At 45.8% G+C, this 18164-nt stretch carries 26 protein-coding genes; 2 read left to right on the top strand and 24 right to left on the bottom strand.

The genetic code is table 11. The annotated features are described in order from the left end of the window. Positions 1–201 precede the first annotated feature (201 nt). Both H7198_RS02720 and H7198_RS02715 read left to right on the top strand, forming a co-directional pair. Positions 202–1458, top strand: a complete 1257-nt coding sequence (locus tag H7198_RS02720; RefSeq protein WP_274458265.1) for a collagen binding domain-containing protein — start codon at positions 202–204, stop codon at positions 1456–1458. A 161-nt stretch (positions 1459–1619) separates the two neighbouring features. Then, the gene (locus tag H7198_RS02715; RefSeq protein ID WP_274458263.1) at positions 1620–2912 is read left to right on the top strand and encodes a collagen binding domain-containing protein; all 1293 of its coding nucleotides are present in this window, start codon (positions 1620–1622) and stop codon (positions 2910–2912) included. Between the two features lie 570 nt (positions 2913–3482). Here the strand turns inward: H7198_RS02715 and H7198_RS02710 are convergent. The 24 genes from H7198_RS02710 to rplE all read right to left on the bottom strand — a co-directional run bounded on the left by H7198_RS02710 (position 3483) and on the right by rplE (position 18158). After that, the gene (locus H7198_RS02710; RefSeq protein ID WP_274458261.1) at positions 3483–3893 is read right to left on the bottom strand and encodes a pyridoxamine 5'-phosphate oxidase family protein; all 411 of its coding nucleotides are present in this window, start codon (positions 3891–3893) and stop codon (positions 3483–3485) included. A gap of 12 nt (positions 3894–3905) precedes the next feature. Next, the gene (gene truA / locus H7198_RS02705; protein ID WP_274458259.1) at positions 3906–4688 is read right to left on the bottom strand and encodes a tRNA pseudouridine(38-40) synthase TruA; all 783 of its coding nucleotides are present in this window, start codon (positions 4686–4688) and stop codon (positions 3906–3908) included. A 64-nt stretch (positions 4689–4752) separates the two neighbouring features. Continuing rightward, positions 4753–5553: an energy-coupling factor transporter transmembrane component T family protein gene (locus H7198_RS02700; protein ID WP_274458257.1), complete on the bottom strand. Its 801-nt coding sequence runs from the start codon at positions 5551–5553 to the stop codon at positions 4753–4755. Further along, positions 5546–6466: an energy-coupling factor transporter ATPase gene (locus tag H7198_RS02695; RefSeq protein WP_274458255.1), complete on the bottom strand. Its 921-nt coding sequence runs from the start codon at positions 6464–6466 to the stop codon at positions 5546–5548. Before H7198_RS02695 ends, H7198_RS02700 begins: the two co-directional genes overlap by 8 nt. Continuing rightward, a complete protein-coding gene (locus H7198_RS02690; RefSeq protein WP_274458253.1) occupies positions 6442–7263 on the bottom strand; it encodes an energy-coupling factor transporter ATPase in 822 nt (273 codons plus the stop codon). The genes H7198_RS02695 and H7198_RS02690 overlap by 25 nt, the downstream gene beginning before the upstream one ends. A gap of 101 nt (positions 7264–7364) precedes the next feature. Continuing rightward, positions 7365–7775 (bottom strand): DUF3021 domain-containing protein, encoded by a 411-nt coding sequence (locus tag H7198_RS02685; RefSeq protein ID WP_274458251.1) that lies wholly within the window; start codon positions 7773–7775, stop codon positions 7365–7367. A 3-nt stretch (positions 7776–7778) separates the two neighbouring features. Beyond that, entirely contained in the window at positions 7779–8237 is a 459-nt protein-coding gene (locus H7198_RS02680) for a LytTR family DNA-binding domain-containing protein (RefSeq protein ID WP_274458249.1), read from the bottom strand. 17 nt (positions 8238–8254) lie between these two features. Further along, positions 8255–9109, bottom strand: coding sequence for an ABC transporter permease (locus H7198_RS02675; protein WP_274458248.1), 855 nt, complete (start codon positions 9107–9109; stop codon positions 8255–8257). Then, the gene (locus tag H7198_RS02670; RefSeq protein WP_274458246.1) at positions 9109–9987 is read right to left on the bottom strand and encodes an ABC transporter ATP-binding protein; all 879 of its coding nucleotides are present in this window, start codon (positions 9985–9987) and stop codon (positions 9109–9111) included. Before H7198_RS02670 ends, H7198_RS02675 begins: the two co-directional genes overlap by 1 nt. A 152-nt stretch (positions 9988–10139) precedes the next feature. Further along, positions 10140–10523, bottom strand: a complete 384-nt coding sequence (gene rplQ / locus H7198_RS02665; RefSeq protein WP_091502513.1) for a 50S ribosomal protein L17 — start codon at positions 10521–10523, stop codon at positions 10140–10142. A 35-nt stretch (positions 10524–10558) separates the two neighbouring features. Beyond that, positions 10559–11503, bottom strand: coding sequence for a DNA-directed RNA polymerase subunit alpha (locus H7198_RS02660; RefSeq protein ID WP_091502511.1), 945 nt, complete (start codon positions 11501–11503; stop codon positions 10559–10561). A 50-nt stretch (positions 11504–11553) separates the two neighbouring features. Beyond that, positions 11554–11940 carry a 30S ribosomal protein S11 gene (gene rpsK / locus H7198_RS02655; protein ID WP_091502509.1) on the bottom strand — a complete coding sequence of 129 codons (387 nt, stop codon included), beginning with the start codon at positions 11938–11940 and terminating at the stop codon, positions 11554–11556. Positions 11941–12092: 152 nt separating this feature from the next. Beyond that, entirely contained in the window at positions 12093–12464 is a 372-nt protein-coding gene (gene rpsM / locus H7198_RS02650; RefSeq protein WP_091502507.1) for a 30S ribosomal protein S13, read from the bottom strand. Positions 12465–12540: 76 nt separating this feature from the next. Beyond that, positions 12541–12660, bottom strand: coding sequence for a 50S ribosomal protein L36 (rpmJ, locus tag H7198_RS02645; protein ID WP_010691209.1), 120 nt, complete (start codon positions 12658–12660; stop codon positions 12541–12543). Positions 12661–12705: 45 nt separating this feature from the next. Then, positions 12706–12921 carry a translation initiation factor IF-1 gene (infA, locus tag H7198_RS02640; RefSeq protein ID WP_010691205.1) on the bottom strand — a complete coding sequence of 72 codons (216 nt, stop codon included), beginning with the start codon at positions 12919–12921 and terminating at the stop codon, positions 12706–12708. Positions 12922–13016: 95 nt separating this feature from the next. Beyond that, positions 13017–13583: an adenylate kinase gene (locus H7198_RS02635; RefSeq protein ID WP_091502505.1), complete on the bottom strand. Its 567-nt coding sequence runs from the start codon at positions 13581–13583 to the stop codon at positions 13017–13019. Positions 13584–13603: 20 nt separating this feature from the next. Then, entirely contained in the window at positions 13604–14902 is a 1299-nt protein-coding gene (gene secY, locus H7198_RS02630; protein WP_274458240.1) for a preprotein translocase subunit SecY, read from the bottom strand. Next, positions 14902–15336 carry a 50S ribosomal protein L15 gene (gene rplO / locus H7198_RS02625; RefSeq protein ID WP_274458239.1) on the bottom strand — a complete coding sequence of 145 codons (435 nt, stop codon included), beginning with the start codon at positions 15334–15336 and terminating at the stop codon, positions 14902–14904. The genes secY and rplO overlap by 1 nt, the downstream gene beginning before the upstream one ends. A gap of 28 nt (positions 15337–15364) precedes the next feature. Then, positions 15365–15547, bottom strand: a complete 183-nt coding sequence (gene rpmD / locus H7198_RS02620) for a 50S ribosomal protein L30 (RefSeq protein ID WP_091502498.1) — start codon at positions 15545–15547, stop codon at positions 15365–15367. An 11-nt stretch (positions 15548–15558) separates the two neighbouring features. After that, the gene (rpsE, locus tag H7198_RS02615) at positions 15559–16065 is read right to left on the bottom strand and encodes a 30S ribosomal protein S5 (RefSeq protein WP_091502497.1); all 507 of its coding nucleotides are present in this window, start codon (positions 16063–16065) and stop codon (positions 15559–15561) included. A gap of 19 nt (positions 16066–16084) precedes the next feature. Continuing rightward, positions 16085–16438: a 50S ribosomal protein L18 gene (gene rplR / locus H7198_RS02610; protein ID WP_010691198.1), complete on the bottom strand. Its 354-nt coding sequence runs from the start codon at positions 16436–16438 to the stop codon at positions 16085–16087. Between the two features lie 90 nt (positions 16439–16528). Further along, positions 16529–17065: a 50S ribosomal protein L6 gene (gene rplF, locus H7198_RS02605; RefSeq protein WP_274458238.1), complete on the bottom strand. Its 537-nt coding sequence runs from the start codon at positions 17063–17065 to the stop codon at positions 16529–16531. A gap of 24 nt (positions 17066–17089) precedes the next feature. Next, complete coding sequence (gene rpsH, locus H7198_RS02600; protein WP_091502493.1) at positions 17090–17488, bottom strand: 30S ribosomal protein S8; 399 nt, start codon at positions 17486–17488, stop codon at positions 17090–17092. 127 nt (positions 17489–17615) lie between these two features. Continuing rightward, entirely contained in the window at positions 17616–18158 is a 543-nt protein-coding gene (rplE, locus tag H7198_RS02595) for a 50S ribosomal protein L5 (RefSeq protein ID WP_091502491.1), read from the bottom strand. Positions 18159–18164: the final 6 nt, after the last annotated feature.

The following is an 18164-nucleotide window of genomic DNA, read 5'->3' as shown; positions in this document are numbered from 1 at the left end:
AATATCTTTTAAGTTAGTCCTTTAGGAGTAGAATGAAATGATTTTCTACTATTATATGGCAAAACTACTTTCTTTTTTAAAGAACCTCGTGGAACTTTTATCGTTTATCAAGATCCACCTTCATTACTTTCAAACGAATTTTGAAATACATTTGAAATATTTCTTAAACAGGGGGTACAATGGCACTTTAAGGAGAAAAATATGATTAAAAGTAGCGTATCAATTCGCAAGCTGTCTCTCCTTGTCCTGGCTGCCCTTACACTCACTGTATGGGGATTCAGTCAAAGCAAGCAAATTTCAGCAGCAAGCACTGATAACCAGTGGATTACCAGCGCCAGTTTGGAAGATCTCACCAATAAAAACGCTAATCCCTACGGGCCAACGGATGACATGCGGGTAACCTACGGCTTCAAAATTCCGCAGGGAGCCATTACCGAAAGTAACCGTGACAGTTCTGTTGTCATTCCTGAACAGTTCAATATCTTGTCGACCTTTACTTTTGATATAACGGATAAGGACAATCAAGTTGTGGCCAAAGCCACAACGAATCCAACTACCCGTCGCATTACGCTTCACTATACCGACTGGGCCATCAGCATGAGCGCGAAGAATTACATTGAGGGTTCTTTCAATATCACACTGCATTGGAACCTAGATAAAATCAACACGGGTAACAAAACAGTCATCAATTGGGGCTTGCCTGACAACAATGGTACAACCCCCAATTCTGACACTGTCGTTGTTAATCCCGCCACTGGTCCTGATTCTGACGAAAAGCTCAAGAAATGGTCTTGGTTTGATCCCCAAAATCCTCTTTACCTGCACTGGTGCGTTCGAGTCAACTACTCGCGAACGCACATTGACAATGCCGTCGTAAAAGATGTCTTAGCAGCTAATCAGAAGTTAATCGGTACTTTCCATATCATTAAGGTCAAGTATCATGCTGACGGCGTAAACTTTGATACGCTTGGCACTGTTGACCCTTCAACTTTTGTGAAAGATAGCGACACGACTTTCCATGGTAACCTTGGAGACATCGATGATACTTACCTCATTTACTATGAGTCAGAGTTAACCGATGGTGGCGCTCAAAAGGTTTACGGTAACACCGCAACGTTAACTGGTACCAACATCAAGACAGACACAAAATACGTTGAATCACCTAGCTATTCAGCCGGCGGTAATGCAGGTTATCATGGCGGAGGCGACAACACACCGGTAACGCCAAACACACCGGTTACACCAAATACCCCAACAGTACCAACTACACCGGCTACCCCTGCTGTTCCTGAGAATTCAAACAATTCAAACGGTTCACAGGCACAGTCTGGCACTTCAGCTACAGCTAAGACAAGTCCCTTGCCCGCAACCGCTAAGGTGGCTAACTCATGGCTCTCCCTTAGCTTACTAGCAGTCATAACGTCATTCGGACTATTCAAGCTTTCAAGCAAAAAATAAGAACTTTCTTACTACAAGTAATAAAAGGCAACAGCCCATGCAAAGGGCTGGTTGCCTTTTTATTTTTTAATCACTTTTTAAATAAATCAAGTTTTGAAACTTTTTACATGAGAATTTAACATTTTAAATATTAGTGTTAGAATGGAACCGAAGGAGATGATATGATGAGTATGAAAATTAGTCGTCAACGGTTATTCTCCCTTATTTTGACTGTTTTAACGATGGGGGCCATCGCATGCAGTCAAAATACCCAAGCCTCCGCAAGCGACAATCAGTGGATTACAAGCGCGGAATTAAAAGACTTGACTAATCCAAGCGCAACAACAAATTTTGACCAACATGATTCACTTCAGGTTGATTATACGTTCAAGATTCCGAAGGGTTCTTTGAGTTCAAGCAATAAGACCTTTGATGCCACGATTCCTGAGGAATTCTCAATGGCCAGTGGTCTGCAATTTGATTTGAAGGACAGCAGTGGAAATACCGTCGGTCACGCGGTTGTTGATTCTTCAACGAACCGTATTCACGTCACAATGGCCGATGACATGGTTACCGCGAATGCTAATGGTGATGTTACAGGAAAATTGTTCATTGCCTGCAATTGGAATATGACGAAGGTTCCAGTAAACACACCAAAGACAATTTACTGGAACCTTCCTAATAGTGACAACACCAAGCCTGGACACATCATCGTAAACATTAACCCTGATTACGGTCCTGGTAAGGATGAGAAGTTAGCTAAGTTCGGTTGGTACGATAAGAACGATCCAACCTTGGTTGATTGGACTGTTCGTGTCAATGTCGCCCAAGAGCAAATCGATAACGCGGTTGTAACCGACCAATTAGCTAATAACCAGGTTCTCGAGAACACAGCAACACATCCATTCGTTGCCCTCAAGGTTGCCTATAATGCCGATGGTAGTGATAAATTCACTACCTTAGGTAATGTCAGCGACAAGATTGTGATTGACACAAACACTAAGTTCCACATCGACCTTGGTAGCACCAACAACACCTATTTGATTTACTACTACTCTCGTTTAACCGATGGTGGTAAAGCAGGTGAAACCTATGGTAACAACGTCCACGTAGATGGCACTAACAACTATCACCAATTTAAAGATAGTTGGACCGCTAGCTATAATGCTGGTGGAACTGCCGGTGGTGGTGGTAACAACAATAACAACGGTGGTAACACCCCTTCCAACAATAATGGTGGTAACAACGGTGGCAACACCCCATCTAATAACAACGTAACACCAAGTGCTGATACTCCTAAGAGTTCAAACAGTACTAATGGTTCAAGCGCAAACAACAATGTGAAGTCTTCTGCAAAGAAGAACATCGGTGCTTTGCCCGCAACTGGTGAAAACGCTCGCCCAGTTTTGTTGAGTGGATTAGCTGTTGCATTGTCTGCTGTAGCTGGTTTGTACTTGCTAACACGTAAGCACTAATCACCTCCCGTGGTAATTAATAGCTAAATAAAAGAAGTAACTCTGAAAAGAGTTGCTTCTTTTTTGTTTACTTTTATTTGGATAAAGAAAACCGACGCTGAAACAGCGCCGATTTTTTTTGTGAGAACAATCTTCCAATAACACTCTGGAACCCTATGCTTACAACAAGACAAGTTTAGGAGTAGGGTCGTCGTAAGAGGAATACATCATAACGATTCCCCAAACAGAATGTACCAGCTACAAAGTAACTCATCCCACAAAGTCGAACAGGCCTAGCCGGAGTTGCTAATAACCCACTGGATCATCACGCCAATGTTCAATTAGCACTTTGAGAGTTTCAAGGAAGCGCTAAAGAAAGTCCGACAATTACTAAGCGCTAGTGACCAATCCGCATGGTGAGAGTTAAAGGTAAATTGTTCTCGCCTATTTATACCACGATTAGTGGTAATTGGGCAAGAAAATTATTTAAAATATTAAATATTTTATTGATAATATACAATATTTAAATAAAAGTATTATATATTGTAATGAAAAAGGTAGGAAAGATTTTCCTACCTTTTTTCTATCAAGTTACGCTTCAAAAGTCATCACTTCGCTACCCGCAAAAGATGAGAGACGGGCAGAACGAATCGTGAGTTCTAAGAGTACTTCCCTTTCAGGCTCGGGGTGATTCTTATGGAAGACAGGGTTTGTAAAGAAATCCTTTACATCCCCCCAGACTTTATCAGAAGGCTTCAACGTCGCTCGGTTGGACTCGATGCGAGCACCGTTTTCGTTCATCAAGGTTTCAATGGCGACCCGGTCGTTTTCCTTAAGATCTGCCATCTTGTTAGAATCAGCCTTGCTGAGCAGATACCAGTGGTTTGGATTTTCTGGGTCCATCCCAAAGCCCATCATGCGCAAGCTGGGCTGACCATCCTTTTCGGTTGCAACGTAGAGCAGGCCGTGTGAGGCCTGTGCGTATTCTTCAAATAAAGTCATAACACTCTCCTTTTAGATATCGCTACTACCATTATAATCAATGTGGTCCAAATATAAACCAGCAGCTGGTGCCGTGTACCGTGCTTTTTCACGGTCCTTGGCAGCAATTAGCCCTGGAATGCAGTCGGGTTCGCGACGTCCGGTTCCAATTTCCAAGAGAACGCCGACCATGATTCGAATCTGATTGTAGAGGAAAGCGTTTCCTTCGAAGGTAAAGACCAATTCATGCTCGTCTTCCTTGACTTCCACTTCGGCTCGGGTAATTGTTCGCACGTTCGTAGCGGTTTGGTTTCCCGAAGCTGCAAAAGTCGTGAAATCCTGTTCGCCGATGAGGTCCGGCAAGGCTTGTTCAATTCTCTTGGCGTCCAGATTCCAGTGGAAGTGGCCGGTATAACGACGCTTGAAGGGATCAACGTAGTCCTGTGTCGACACCCGATAGTAGTAGCGCTTGTTATGGGAGGAGAAGCGGGCGTGAAAGTCATCGTCCACCTGGCGAACTTCATGGATGAGAATGTCCCGGGGCAGGATGGTGTTCAATCCTTTACGAACCCCTTCACCTGGAATGTCATATGGGAGGTCGAAGTGAATGACCTGGCCGTTGGCATGGACACCGGTGTCGGTGCGGGAGGCACCGACGACTTTGATTCGTTCGGCTGGGTTCTTTCCCATTTGATTGACGGCCTTGATTAGTTCACCCTGGACCGTTCGGTGGCGCTCAACGCCGTTTTTTGATTGTACTTGAAAGCCCAGAAAGTCCGAGCCATCATAGGCAACAACTGCACGGTAACGTGGCATGGTGTCGCCCCCTTTCTTGGATAATTGCTAGTAAAAAGGCTGACTGATAGCGCCAGCCTTTTTCTTATTTAATAAATGAGAGTGCGAGGAATCCGATGGCGAAGACAGCGATGGCAACAAAGGCCAAAGTGTCATCTCGTCCATAGGAGAGCTCGCGGTAGCGGGTACGCCCTTCGGCAGACTCGAAGCCACGGACTTCCATGGCGTTGGCCAAGTCTAGTGCCCGCTGCAAGGCACCCACGAAGAGTGGGACAAGCAAAGGAATCACGGCCTTGGCACGCTTCATTAGTGATCCAGTTGACAGTGACATCCCCCGCGACTTTTGCGCCTTCATAATCTTGTCGGTCTCGCCCATCAGTAATGGAACGAAACGCAAGGCAATGGAAAGCATCAGCGCCAATTCAGCAACCGGCACCTTGATGGCCTTCAAGGGCTTCAGCAAGGATTCGATGGCCGAGGCAATGGCGGTCGGTGGCGTTGTAATCGTTAGAATGGTCGACATCAAGACGATGAGGACGAAACGCACAATCACGTAAATCGCGTTGATTAATCCTGGTTCGGTCACTTTAATGGCCCCCCACTGGAAGAGCACTGGCGTTCCCCCTGAGAAGAGTAGCTGCAAAACGACCGTGAAGAGAATTAACCAAAGGATTGGCTTAATCCCCCGCCAGTAAAGTCCTAAGCCCTGCTTGGTTAAGAGAAGGGCTGCAACAAGGAAGATGGCAGACCAGAGATAGGTTACCCAGCTGTTGGCAAAGACCAAGAGAAAGACGTAGACGATGGTCATTAAAATCTTGGTACGGGGGTCCATCCGGTAGAGAATCCCTGAACCCGGTACGAACTGACCGATGACGAGGTTATTCATGGTGAGGTCCTCCCGTCTGAGCTTGGCTGCCTGCTTGGTCGGATCTTTGTCCGGTTAGCTTGGCTGAGTCGAGCTGGCCCGCTAATTGCTTGGCCAAATCATCGACCGTCTTCGCCAGGTGGTCAAAGACAAAGCCTTGCTTCTCCATTTCCTTTTGAAAGGCAATGGTTTCAGGTAGGTCCAAGTGCTGGTCAGCAAACCAGGACTGTGGACGGGCGAAGAGTTCTTCGACCGGTTCATGGGCGGCGACTTGACCGTCCTTCATGACAACCACTTGGTTGGCAAGTGCTAGCACCTGCTCCATCTGGTGGGAGATAAGGACAATCGTCTTACCCTCGTCTCGCAGTGTCCTTAAGAGATCCAGCAGTTCAGCCTGCCCCTGGGGGTCTAATCCGGCAGCCGGTTCATCAAAGACCATGGTCTGCGGATTCATGGCGAGAACGCCGGCTAAAGCGACACGGCGCATCTGTCCACCGGAAAGGTTGAATGGTGACTGGTCATAAAGGGAGGTGTCGAATCCGACTTTTGCAAGGGCCTTTTCAGCCGCTTGCTTGGCTTCCTCGTCCGTTGCACCAAAGTTCTTTGGCCCGTACATCACGTCTTCTATGACTGTTGGTGCAAAGAGCTGTGATTCAGGGAACTGGAAGACCATCCCCACCTCGGCCCGGATAGGCGTCAAAGCCTTTTCCTTGGTCTTATTGGTCACCGTGTGGTCGCCAATGTGCACTTCCCCGGCCGTTGGCTTCAAGAGTGCATTCAGCTGTTGCACCAGTGTAGACTTACCAGAACCAGTCTGGCCGATGATGGCCGTGATCTGCCCTTCCGGGAAGGTTAAGTTAATGTTTTTCAGCACGGGAACCGTTTGCTTCCCGGCCCCGTAGGCAAAGTCTAAGCCTTCAATGTTGATAACCATGTGGCTAGCTCCTGCTTTGTTCGATAGGTTGTTTGGCTGATGCCAAGGGCACTCTGCAACTCCATGGAAAATGGCTGGGCCAAGCCCAGTTCAGCCAGTTGCTTTCCCTTTAGGAAAAGCGTTTCAGGCTTTTCGTCAAAGACCAGTTGACCATCACTAACCACTGCGACGCGGTCGGCTAAGGCAGCCTCTTCCATGTCGTGGGTAATCATGATGAGTGTGAGCTGGTCCTGGTAGCGGGCCTTGAGTTCCTTCAAGGTCTCCATAACCGCCTGCTTTCCCTCAGGATCGAGCATGGCTGTTGCTTCATCTAGGATGATGACACGTGGGTGGAGAGCCAAAATGGAGGCCAAGGCCACACGCTGCTTTTGTCCACCAGAAAGGGTGTGGGGTTCCCGTTCAGCATAGTCTTCCATGCCGACCTGCTTCAAGGCCGCCTCGATTTTGGCGGGCATTTCTTTTGATGGCACCTGCCGGTTTTCGAGTCCAAAGGCCACGTCGTCAGCGACCGTTGCCCCAACAAACTGGTTATCGGGATTTTGGAAAACCATTCCCACCTGCGCGCGGATGCTGGCCAGCGTTTCTTCTGAGAGCTTCTCGTCAAAAACCTGGATTTCGCCCTGGTCAAAGTCGAGTAGGCCCAAGATGAGCTTAGCTAGTGTCGACTTACCGGAACCGTTGTGTCCAACGATGGCTAGCCACTCCCCCTCTTGGACAGAGAAGTCGAAATTTTTGAAAAGCTCTCCCTGCTCTGGGTAGCTATAATTTAAATTTTTGATTGTGATTGCGTTTGTCATTATCTGCTATTTTACCATATTGGCGGGGCTCCGACGACTTTGCCAGTAGCTTAAGCTGTAAAAAAAGACCGGTTTGGCTATACCGGTCTTTTCTGATTTTCTTATTTTTGTTGGCGCTTCTTTAAGGCTTCGTTAATGGCTGAAACCTGCTTCTCCTGGTTAAAACGGATGATGCCCCAGATGATAACATAGGTCAACAGGAAGTAAAACCAGAGCACGGAGCTGTTCATGCTGGTGTGAAAGCAATTGGTCAGTTCTCCGGTAGTCCAGAATAGCGCGGCTGTTCCGATGAGGTGGATGATGAACTCGGCTAAGAATGGCAGTCGGTCGCTGTCAAAGATCATGGACAAGAGGCCGATGAAGGCGGACATAATTAACACGGCGAGAATATTTTTTCTCGGTAAGTAAAGTACGTCGATATGATAGATAGCGGCGTTGATGAGGAGAATGACCAGGTAGGTCGACGATCCGAAGCCTACCCCAATCAAAATGTGTTGTAGAATTTTTTTCATTTTTTAGGCCCCCAGCTGTTCAATCAGCTTCTTGACGTAGCGGCGGCTAACCATGGTCTGGTTATCGTTTTCGAGTTTGGCCAACATCGAACCGGAGAAGGAATTCTCCAAACGTTCCAAATGGTTCATATTTACCGCGGCGTGCTTGGATACTTGGACAAAGTTTGGGTTCTTTAATCGGTCTAGAAAAGTCGCCAGGCGGTCCTTGCTTTGGATGGGTTGCGTCTCCTTTGCCGTGTAGATTAGCAGACCTGAATCCGAAACATCGACATAAATAATGTCCTTTATTTTGACTAGCTGGAGCCCGTCCGCCGTCTTAAGGGAGAGGACCTCGGGCGCGCTTTCTTCCAGGGCCGATAGGCTGGCAATGACTTTGGCAACCTGCTGGTTCTTTTCGGTGGCGGCAACGGTTACTTCAACCTGACCGTTCGGAATATCTTTTTGTATGAATTCGACTTTCACAACTAAATCAACCTTACTTAGGCAAAACGCCTCTGTTTCAAACTGAATGCTGTTAGAATACCGGCTGAGAAAACAAGCACGGCAATCACAACGGCATAGCTCTGACCGTGGGTCAGAAGACTTGACCACTCTATTTTAACACCCATCGACTGCTCGAACTGACTGAGTTGGGCTGATGCGTGGGCGAAAACGTCGTCTAGCTTAGGTGTCATCAAGGTCTGGCGGTAGAGCGCGGCGATGTACGTCCCTGGCGTTAACTTCATCAGCAGCTGGGCAAAGTCTGGTAGGGTACCGATTGGTACATAGGTCCCGACAAGGAAACCAGAGGCAGTTCCGATTAGGGATGCCAGCTTACCAAGTGAATCTACCGAATGAATGAAGTTGACGATGATGGCGTTCAAGGCTGTGGATAGGATAGCGGATAGCGCCATGATGAGAATCAGTTCGGGAAGAACCTGGAGATTAAAGCTGAGTGAATCCGTGCCAGCAAAGTAAAGTGCCATCACCGCGTAAACGATGGCCTGCATGATAAAGGCAATAAAGGAAGCGGAGATGAGATAGGAGGAACGAACGGCAACTGGACCGATGTCTGTTAAGCGGAGGTCCAAGTCAATCTTCTGCTCTTCATCCTTAACCATCTGAGACAAAGCGGTCAAAGAAGTAGTGATAGCAGTAATGGTTAAAGTACCGGCAATCAACCAATTGTCTAATAATTGGGAGGCGTTTGGGATTGCGGCCCAAGAGGACTTAATCGTTTGCTTTAAGAAGACTAGGTAAAGCACAAAGGAGATCAGCGCGCCAAAGAGCGAGAAGAAGACCCCCGATTTGTTGCGGAAGTAGAGCATGAGGTTTCGTTTAACGAGTGCGAACATTAGCGCATCTCCTTTCCTGTCAGTGCGACGAAGGCATCATCCATCGTGCCCGGACGGTATTCAAAGTTCTCGATTACTTGGCTGATTTGATTCAGCAGCTTGAGGACGGCCGGAGTTGCGAGGCCGGCAATTTGTAGAGAACCGTCGGATAGAATGTTGTAATTGATGTTTTCAGCTTTTAGTGCGTTTTGAAGGATGGATGCTTCTGCTGACTTTTTCGTCCAGATAATAAGCTGATTCTGTGCGTACTTAGCTTTGATATCAATGGCAGAACCAGAGGCAATGAGCTGGCCATGATCGACGACAAAGACTTTATCAGCGTGGTCGGCTTCATCCAGGTAGTGGGTGGTCAGAACAATGGTCAACCCCTTCTCCTTTTGAAGATTGTGCAAGAGCGCCCAGATGGCGTTACGTGTCTGAATATCCAAACCGGTCGTTGGTTCATCCAAGAAAAGCACATCAGGTTCGTTCAATAGCGCTCGGGCAATGTCAACTCGGCGCTTCTGTCCACCAGAGAGTGAACCATACTTTTGATTTTGAAAGTTAGAGAGTCCCAGTTCCTGAATCAATAGCGGGATGCGGGCGGCATCAATGTGACGATACTGCTTCGCACGAATCAGCAAGTTTTCTTTTACAGTCAAATCAGCATCTAGAACGGATTCTTGAAAGACAAGGCCAATCTTCGTGTTGGGTGCGTAGATCACCTCACCCGATGATGGTTTCTTCAGCCCTGTTAGCATCCGCATCGTCGTTGACTTTCCAGCCCCGTTTGGCCCAAGCAAGGCAACAAGGGAACCTTTATCGATTTCAATGTTTAAGTTTTTCACTGCCTGGTAGTCACCGTATTGCTGGCAGAGTTTTTTGGTTTGAATTAGCATGAATATTGCTCCTTTACATTCACTAGTATAGGAGCATTTGACTTTTTATAAGTCGATTTGACGCTAAGCGGTCGAATGACTGAACTAAGCGGTAAAAAAGAGCAAAAGAAAAACCCCTGACCAGATGGTCAGAGGTTTTTGGTTATTAGAAATTAGTCAACTAACTCCAAGATAACCATTTGTGCAGCGTCTCCACGACGTTGAACAGTCTTCATGATACGCGTGTATCCACCATTGCGTTCTGCAAAGCGTGGTGCGATATCTTCAAACAACTTTTGCAAAGCAGTTTGGATGCGGATGTTGTCGCCATCTTCCTTGACGTCAGCAACTTCGTTGCGAACGTAGGCAGCAGCCTTACGACGAGCAGCCAAATCACCCTTCTTACCAAGCGTGATCATTTGGTCAGCTGTCTTGCGGATTTCCTTAGCGCGGGCTTCAGTGGTCTGAATCCGGCCGTTAATCAACAAGTCAGTAGTCAAATCACGCATCATTGCCTTACGTTGTGATGAAGTACGGCCTAACTTACGGTATGACATCGGTTAATCCTCCTTTTTTCTAAACTTTTGATGAATTAATCTTCTTGACGGAAGCCCATGCCCATCTCAGTTAACTTTTCTTGAATTTCGTCTAATGACTTACGGCCCAAGTTACGAACCTTCATCATGTCGGCTTCTGAACGGTCGGTCAACTCTTCAATAGTGTTGATACCGGCGCGCTTCAAGCAGTTATATGAGCGAACTGACAAGTCCAAGTCTTCGATAGGAGCGGCATCAGCAGCTGCGTTAACAGGAGCTTCAGCTTCAACCATCACCTTGGTTTCTTGTGCTACTGGGGAAATATCCGTGAACAAGTTCAGGTGTTCTGTTAGAATCTTTGAACCAAGACTCAAAGCGTCAGATGGCTTGATTGAACCGTTAGTCCAAACTTCCATCGTCAACTTATCAAAGTCATCACGAGAACCAACACGCTTTTGTTCAACGTGGTAGTTTACTCGCTCAATTGGCGTGTAAATTGAATCAACCGTTAAAACACCGATTGGCATTTCATCACGTAATTGCTTGTTTTCTTCAGCTGAAGCATAACCACGACCCTTTACTACCGTAACAGTCATGTGCAATGACTTACCGGCAGCCAAGGTTGCAATATGCAAATCAGGGTTCAACACTTCGATGTCAGCTGAACCGACGAAGTCGGCAGCAGTAACATCCTTTGGTCCTTGAACATCAATTTCCAAAGTGTGCTCTTCAGCAGAATCCGTAGCAAATACAACTTTCTTCAAGTTCAAGATCAACTGTGTAACGTCTTCTGCAACACCATCAACGGTGGAGAATTCGTGAACAACACCGTCAATTTGAACTGTGTTGATTGCTACGCCAGGAAGCGATGACAGCAAGACACGACGTAGGGAATTTCCCAAAGTCGTCCCATAGCCACGCTCAAGAGGTTCTACGATGAACTTACCGTAGTTGGCATCCTCTTCGATGTTATGAATATCTGGCTTTTCAAATTCAATCATCTGTTAACTCTAACCCCCCTCTTTTCAAAGCAAAGCGCAATGAAAATCAATTAAACACGACGACGCTTTGGTGGGCGTGATCCGTTATGGGGAACTGGGGTAACATCCTTGATTGACGTTACTTCAAGACCAGCTGCGGCCAATGCACGAATTGCTGATTCACGACCTGAACCAGGGCCCTTAACCGTAACAGCAACGGTACGCATGTTAACGTCCAATGCTGACTTTGCGGCTGCTTCCGCTGCCATTTGGGCTGCGAAAGGTGTTGACTTACGGGATCCCTTGAATCCAAGGGCACCAGCTGATGACCAGGCAACAGCGTTACCTTGTGCATCGGTAATCATGACGATTGTGTTGTTGAAAGTTGCGTGGATATGTGCCACACCAGATTCAACGTTCTTCTTGACACGACGCTTGCGTGTAGTACGAACTGCCATAATATGCCTCCTTCTTTTTCTTATAATTTCTCGGATGAGCAAAACTCATCAACATTACACAACTTTGGTTGTGATAATCATTTCTCACGAAAGTGAGGCTCTTTTAAAAAATGGCTTAAGCCGCTTTTTTAGTAAAGAGATGGTAAGAAAAATTACTTCTTCTTACCTGCAATTGCCGTAGCTGGGCCTTTGCGTGTACGGGCGTTGTTCTTCGTGTGTTGTCCACGAACAGGCAATCCCTTACGATGACGAATACCACGGTATGAGGCGATTTCTTGCAATCCCTTGATGTCAAGAGAAATCTTACGACGCAAGTCACCTTCCAACTGCAAGTTCAATGAAGCGATTGCTTCACGGATCTTGTCTTCGTCATCAACTGACAAATCGCGAACACGGATGTCTTCTGACACACCGGCCGTCTTCAAGATCTTTTGTGCAGTGTTTGCACCGATTCCGTAGATGTATGTTAAGCCAATGACAATTCGCTTGTCACGTGGCAAATCGATACCTTCAATACGAGCCATAACAATTTACCTCCTTTTGATATTTTGAAAGAACTTTTAAGTTCATTTTCAAGCATTAATTAATGTTTGGTAAGTTTTACTTACCTGCGCGTTGCTTGTGCTTAGCGTTAGCTGGGCAAATAACCATTGTCCGGCCGTTACGCTTGATTACGCGACAAGATTCACACATCTTTTTTACTGATGGACGTACCTTCATAATCTATTCCTCCTATTCGGTTAACTGATTATAGACCGCTCCGAATTAACGGAAACGGTAAGTAATACGACCCTTTGTCAAGTCGTAGGGTGACATTTCAACTGTGACGCGGTCACCAGGCAAGATACGAATGTAGTTCTTACGAATCTTACCGGAAACATGCGCCAAGATTACCGCCCCGTTTTCAAGTTCGACTTGAAACATTGCGTTTGGCATCGTCTCTTTGACTTTGCCTTCAATTTCAATGACATCGTTGGCCACGCAGATTACCTCCTATGTAACCATACTTCAACATAATCGATAAGTGCTTAACCTATCAAATTATACCAGAATTATCAATAGCTGACAAGAAAGCCTTAGTTCAAGCCATCCAAGACAGTCTTAACGTTTGAATAGATTGTATCCAAGTCGCCTTCACCGTCAATGGTATGCAAGACATTGTGCTTTTCATAGTAGTCAACCAAAGGTAAGTTTGCTTTCTTGTTGACTTCCAAGCGATGTGCGATAACATCTTTCGTGTCATCTGCACGTCCACGACCCAAGAGTCGTTGAACCAATACATCGTCTGAAACCTTGAAGTACAAAGTAGCGGAAACCGCTTCTTCATGCTCAGCAAGGAATTGATCCAAGAACTTCGCTTGTTCTTCGTTTCGGGGATACCCGTCCAGCATAAAGCCGTTCTTCACAACGTCTGGTTGAGTCAAACGATCTGCAACCATGGCGTTTGTGATTTCATCGGGTACCAAGTTTCCAGCGTCCATGAAAGCACGGGCCTTTTCGCCCAATGCTGTCTTATCACGGAGGTTAGCGCGGAAGATGTCACCGGTTGAGATGTGAACCATCGGATAATCGGCAACAATCTTTTCAGCTTGTGTTCCCTTACCTGCACCAGGCAGGCCCAAAAGAATTAAGTTTTTTGTCATGATGAGACTCCTTTTTCAAACTAGTGGATGAATCCAACGTAGTTCTTCTTTTGTAGCAAACCATCAATTTGACGGAGCAAATCAAGGGTAACTCCAATTGTGATTAGCAAGGATGTTCCTCCAAGCCCAATCTTTTCGTTCAATCCCCATACATCGGAGGCAATCAATGGTACCAAGGCAACAAAGCCAAGGTACAAAGAACCTACGAAGGACAAACGAAGCAAAAGCCTCGTAATGAACTTCTGTGTTTCGATACCAGGTCGAACTGACACGATGTATGCTCCCTGCTTTTGCAAGTTTTCAGAAAGCTTTTCTGGATTAACCTGAACAAAGGCATAGAAGTAGGTAAAGAGAATGATCATTACCGTGTAGAAGATAGCTCCGGTCGTCGTCTGCATTGAGAAGATTTCCTTCAATACCTTAAACCACTGATCATTTCCATACTTACTCTGGAAGGCAAACAAAATTGTTTGTGGTGTTGAAATCAATGATGAAGCGAAGATAACTGGAATAACACCAGAAACGTTCAACTTCAATGGTAGATAGGCCTCTGATCCATAAGATGCAGCGGAACGTGTGTATTGAATTTGCAACTTACGAGATGCTTCGTAGAACCAAGTCGTAATCCCGATAACGAGAATAATTGCCAAAATCAAAACAGTGACGAAAATCCAACCATTCAACGTTTGAGACTTTGAAGCCTGCAAAACGTTTTCATTAAAGATTTCCTTAAATGAACTAGGAGCCTGAGAAATAATTCCTGAGAAGATAATCATGGAAACGCCGTTTCCCAATCCCTTTTCAGTAATCATTTCACCGAGCCACATGGCAAAGAAAGTACCCATTGTCATGACCGACCCAATCAATAAGAAGGAGGTCACGTTATTGGTCTGCTGGACCAAGCCATAGGCGGCTAAGGAGTTGAAACCTGCTGTAATACCAACAGATTGCAAAAAGGCAAAGATAATGGTCAAATAACGGGTTGCTTGATTAAGCTTCCGTCGACCAACTTCACCTTGTTTACTCCATTCGACAAAACGTGGCACGATATCTAATTGCAGCAACTGCACAACAATTTGCGCAGTAACATAGGGTGACACTCCCATCGCAAAGAGGGAGAAGTTCAACAATCCCCCACCCGAGAAGATATTTAAGATGTTCAAGAGACCAGAGTTAGCCACTGACTGCAAAGCAGCAGCGTTAACACCTGGCACCGTGATATGTGTTCCAATTCGATAAACGAAGATTAAGAACACAGTCCAGAGCAACTTTTTGCGAATATCTTTTTGTCGGATGGCATTAAATAACGTGCGAAACATTAAATCACCTCGGTGTTACCACCAGCTTGTTCGATTGCCTTTACGGCAGATGCTGAGAACTTGTTAGCCTTAACAGTCAACTTCTTGTCAAGTTGTCCGTTACCCAAGATCTTAACACCATCTTTTTGGTTCTTAACGAGACCAGATTCAATCAACAATGCTGGTGTCACTTCAGTACCGTTATCGAAGTTGTTCAACTTTTCCAAGTTAACAACAGCGAATTCCTTACGTGAAATGTTAGTAAATCCACGCTTTGGAATACGACGGTACAAAGGCATCTGTCCACCTTCGAAGCCAAGACGTGTCTTACCACGAGCCTTTTGACCCTTTTGACCACGACCAGCAGTCTTACCATTTCCAGATGATGTACCACGACCAACACGGTTGCGTACAAAGCGTGAGCCTGCAGCAGGTTGTAATTCGTTCAAATCCATGGTTTGGTCCCTCCTTTTTTTATTTTTTTTACTTTACTTCTTCAACAGAAACCAAGTGAGCAATATGGAAAATTGCACCACGTGTTGCTGCGTTATCAGGCTTCACCACTGAGCTTGACACACGGTTAAGTCCAAGTGACTTAACAATGGCACGTTGCTTAGGCAAGCGATGAGCCGCACTCTTAATCAAAGTGATCTTCAAATCAGCCATGTTATCGCTCCTTATTCAGCCAAGTGTTCCAATGAAACACCACGTAACTTTGCAACGTCGTTAGCATCCTTCAACTTTGACAAACCATCAAAAGTTGCACGGACAACGTTAACTGGAGTTGATGAACCAAGTGACTTAGCAGTCACATCAGCGATTCCAGCCAATTCCATTACGGAACGAGTAGAACCACCGGCGGCAACCCCGGCACCTTCTTCAGCTGGCTTGATCAAAATCTTACCACCTGCGTGTTCTCCAAGAACATCGTGAGGAATAGTCGTACCAACCATTGGGACTGTGATCAAGTTGCGCTTTGCATCTTCGACAGCCTTACGGATAGCTTCTGGCACTTCTTGTGCCTTACCAGTTCCGAAACCAACGTGTCCTTGCTTGTCACCAACGACAACCAAAGCACCGAAACGCAAACGACGTCCACCCTTAACAACCTTGGTAACACGGTTAATTGCGACAACGTTTTCTTCTAATTCACCTAATTCTTTAGGGTTTACGAATTCAACCATTTGTTTATTCCTCCTTTCTTTAGAACTTCAAGCCGTTTTCACGAGCTGAGTCGGCCAAAGCCTTCACACGTCCGTGATATACGTAACCACCACGATCGAAGACAACTTCTTCGATGTTAGCAGCCTTAGCGTTCTTGGCGATCAATTCACCAACCTTAACGGCTTGTTCAACCTTAGTACCGGTAACATCGGCAGATTGTGATGAGGCACTTGCTAGCGTTACACCCGCTACGTCATCAATCAATTGAGCGTAGATGTTTACATTAGAACGGAAAACGTTCAAACGTGGGCGAGCAGCAGTACCAGAGACCTTTCCGCGGACGCGCTTGTGGCGACGTGCACGGAGCTTGTTCTTATCTGGTTTTGAAATCATAGCTGTGCTTTCCTTTTCTAGGCGACCTTAGTCGCCTTTTCAAAATAATAATTAATTAATACGGTTAAAACGAATAAGTGAGCCTTAAGCTTACTTACCAGTCTTACCTTCCTTACGCTTAACAACTTCGCCTTCGTAGCGAATTCCCTTACCCTTATATGGTTCAGGAGGGCGTACGGCGCGAACTTCGGCAGCAAAGTCACCAACGGCTTGCTTAGAAATTCCAGAGATCTTGATAGTCAAAGCATCAGGTACTTCAACAGTCAAACCTTCGCGGTCTTCAAAGTCAACTGGGTGTGAATATCCAACTGACAAGTTCAATACTGAACCCTTCTTAGCGGCACGGTAACCAACACCGACCATCTTCAAAGTCTTTGAGAAACCATTTGTAACTCCTTCAATCAAGTTGAGGAAGTTAGCTGTGGTTGTACCGTGCAAAGCACGGTGCTTCTTGTCTTCGGCTGCACGAGTGAAACGAACTTCAGTTCCGTCCATGTGCATAGTGATTTCAGGGTTGATTGTGTATGACAATTCTCCCTTAGGTCCCTTAACCGTGACGTGTTGTCCGTCCTGCTTAACTTCAACGCCAGCAGGAATCGTAACTACTTTATTACCAATACGGCTCATGGTAAGTCTCCTTTCTTAGATATATTACCAAACGTAAGCCAGCACTTCGCCACCAACTTGGTTAGCGCGTGCGACTTTGTCAGTTACAACACCCATTGATGTTGAAACAATCGCGATACCAAGGCCATTCAAAACCTTTGGCATTTCTTCGGCCTTAGCGTACTTACGCAAACCTGGCTTAGAAACACGCTTGATACCAGTGATAACACGCTGTTGATCTTCCCCGTACTTCAAGAATACGTTGATAACACCTTGCTTGTTGTCTTCAACGAATTCGTAGTCGCGGATGAAACCTTCTTGCTTCAAGATCTCAGCCATGCTCTTCTTCATTTTTGATGCTGGAATTGAAACGGAAGCGTGACGCGCCAAGTTGGCGTTACGAATACGAGTCAAAAAATCAGCAATTGGATCAGTCATAGACATCTATCGATATCCTCCTTATATATTTTGAACGTAGCAACAATTGTTACGCTCTTAAGTCAAGCAGACCGAAGTCTACTGGACTTAAGAACGTGCCACTCAAACGAGTGGCCGTCCTTAAATCGTTGTCTTACTTAGCAAATGGCATGCCAAGTTGAGCCAACAATTCGTGACCTTCTTCATCAGTTTGTGCAGTCGTTACAATAACGATGTCCAAACCGCGAACCTTGTTCACCTTGTCAAAGTCGATTTCTGGGAAAATCAACTGTTCACGGATACCCAACGTGTAGTTTCCGCGGCCGTCAAAGGCCTTACCAGAAACACCGTGGAAGTCACGAACACGTGGCAAAGAGATGTTAATCAACTTGTCCAAGAATTCGTACATACGTTCTCCGCGCAAAGTAACCTTCGCACCGATTGCCATACCTTCACGCAAACGGAATCCGGCGATTGACTTCTTTGCTCGCGTAATCACTGGTTGTTGTCCAGCGATTTGCTTCAATTCTTCAACCGCTTCATCGAGGTTCTTTGAGTTTGACACAGCATCACCAACACCCATGTTCAAAACGATCTTTTCGATCTTAGGTGCTTGCATTGATGATGTGAAGTTAAACTTCTTGATTAAAGCAGGTTGAACTTCATTAACATATTTTACTTTTAATTCATTTGCCATGATAAT

Origin of the sequence: Fructobacillus sp. CRL 2054 (assembly GCF_028764065.1) — a bacterium.
In the GTDB taxonomy this organism is placed as follows: Bacteria; Bacillota; Bacilli; order Lactobacillales; family Lactobacillaceae; genus Fructobacillus.
This window is presented reverse-complemented; position numbering and strand designations above follow the sequence as displayed.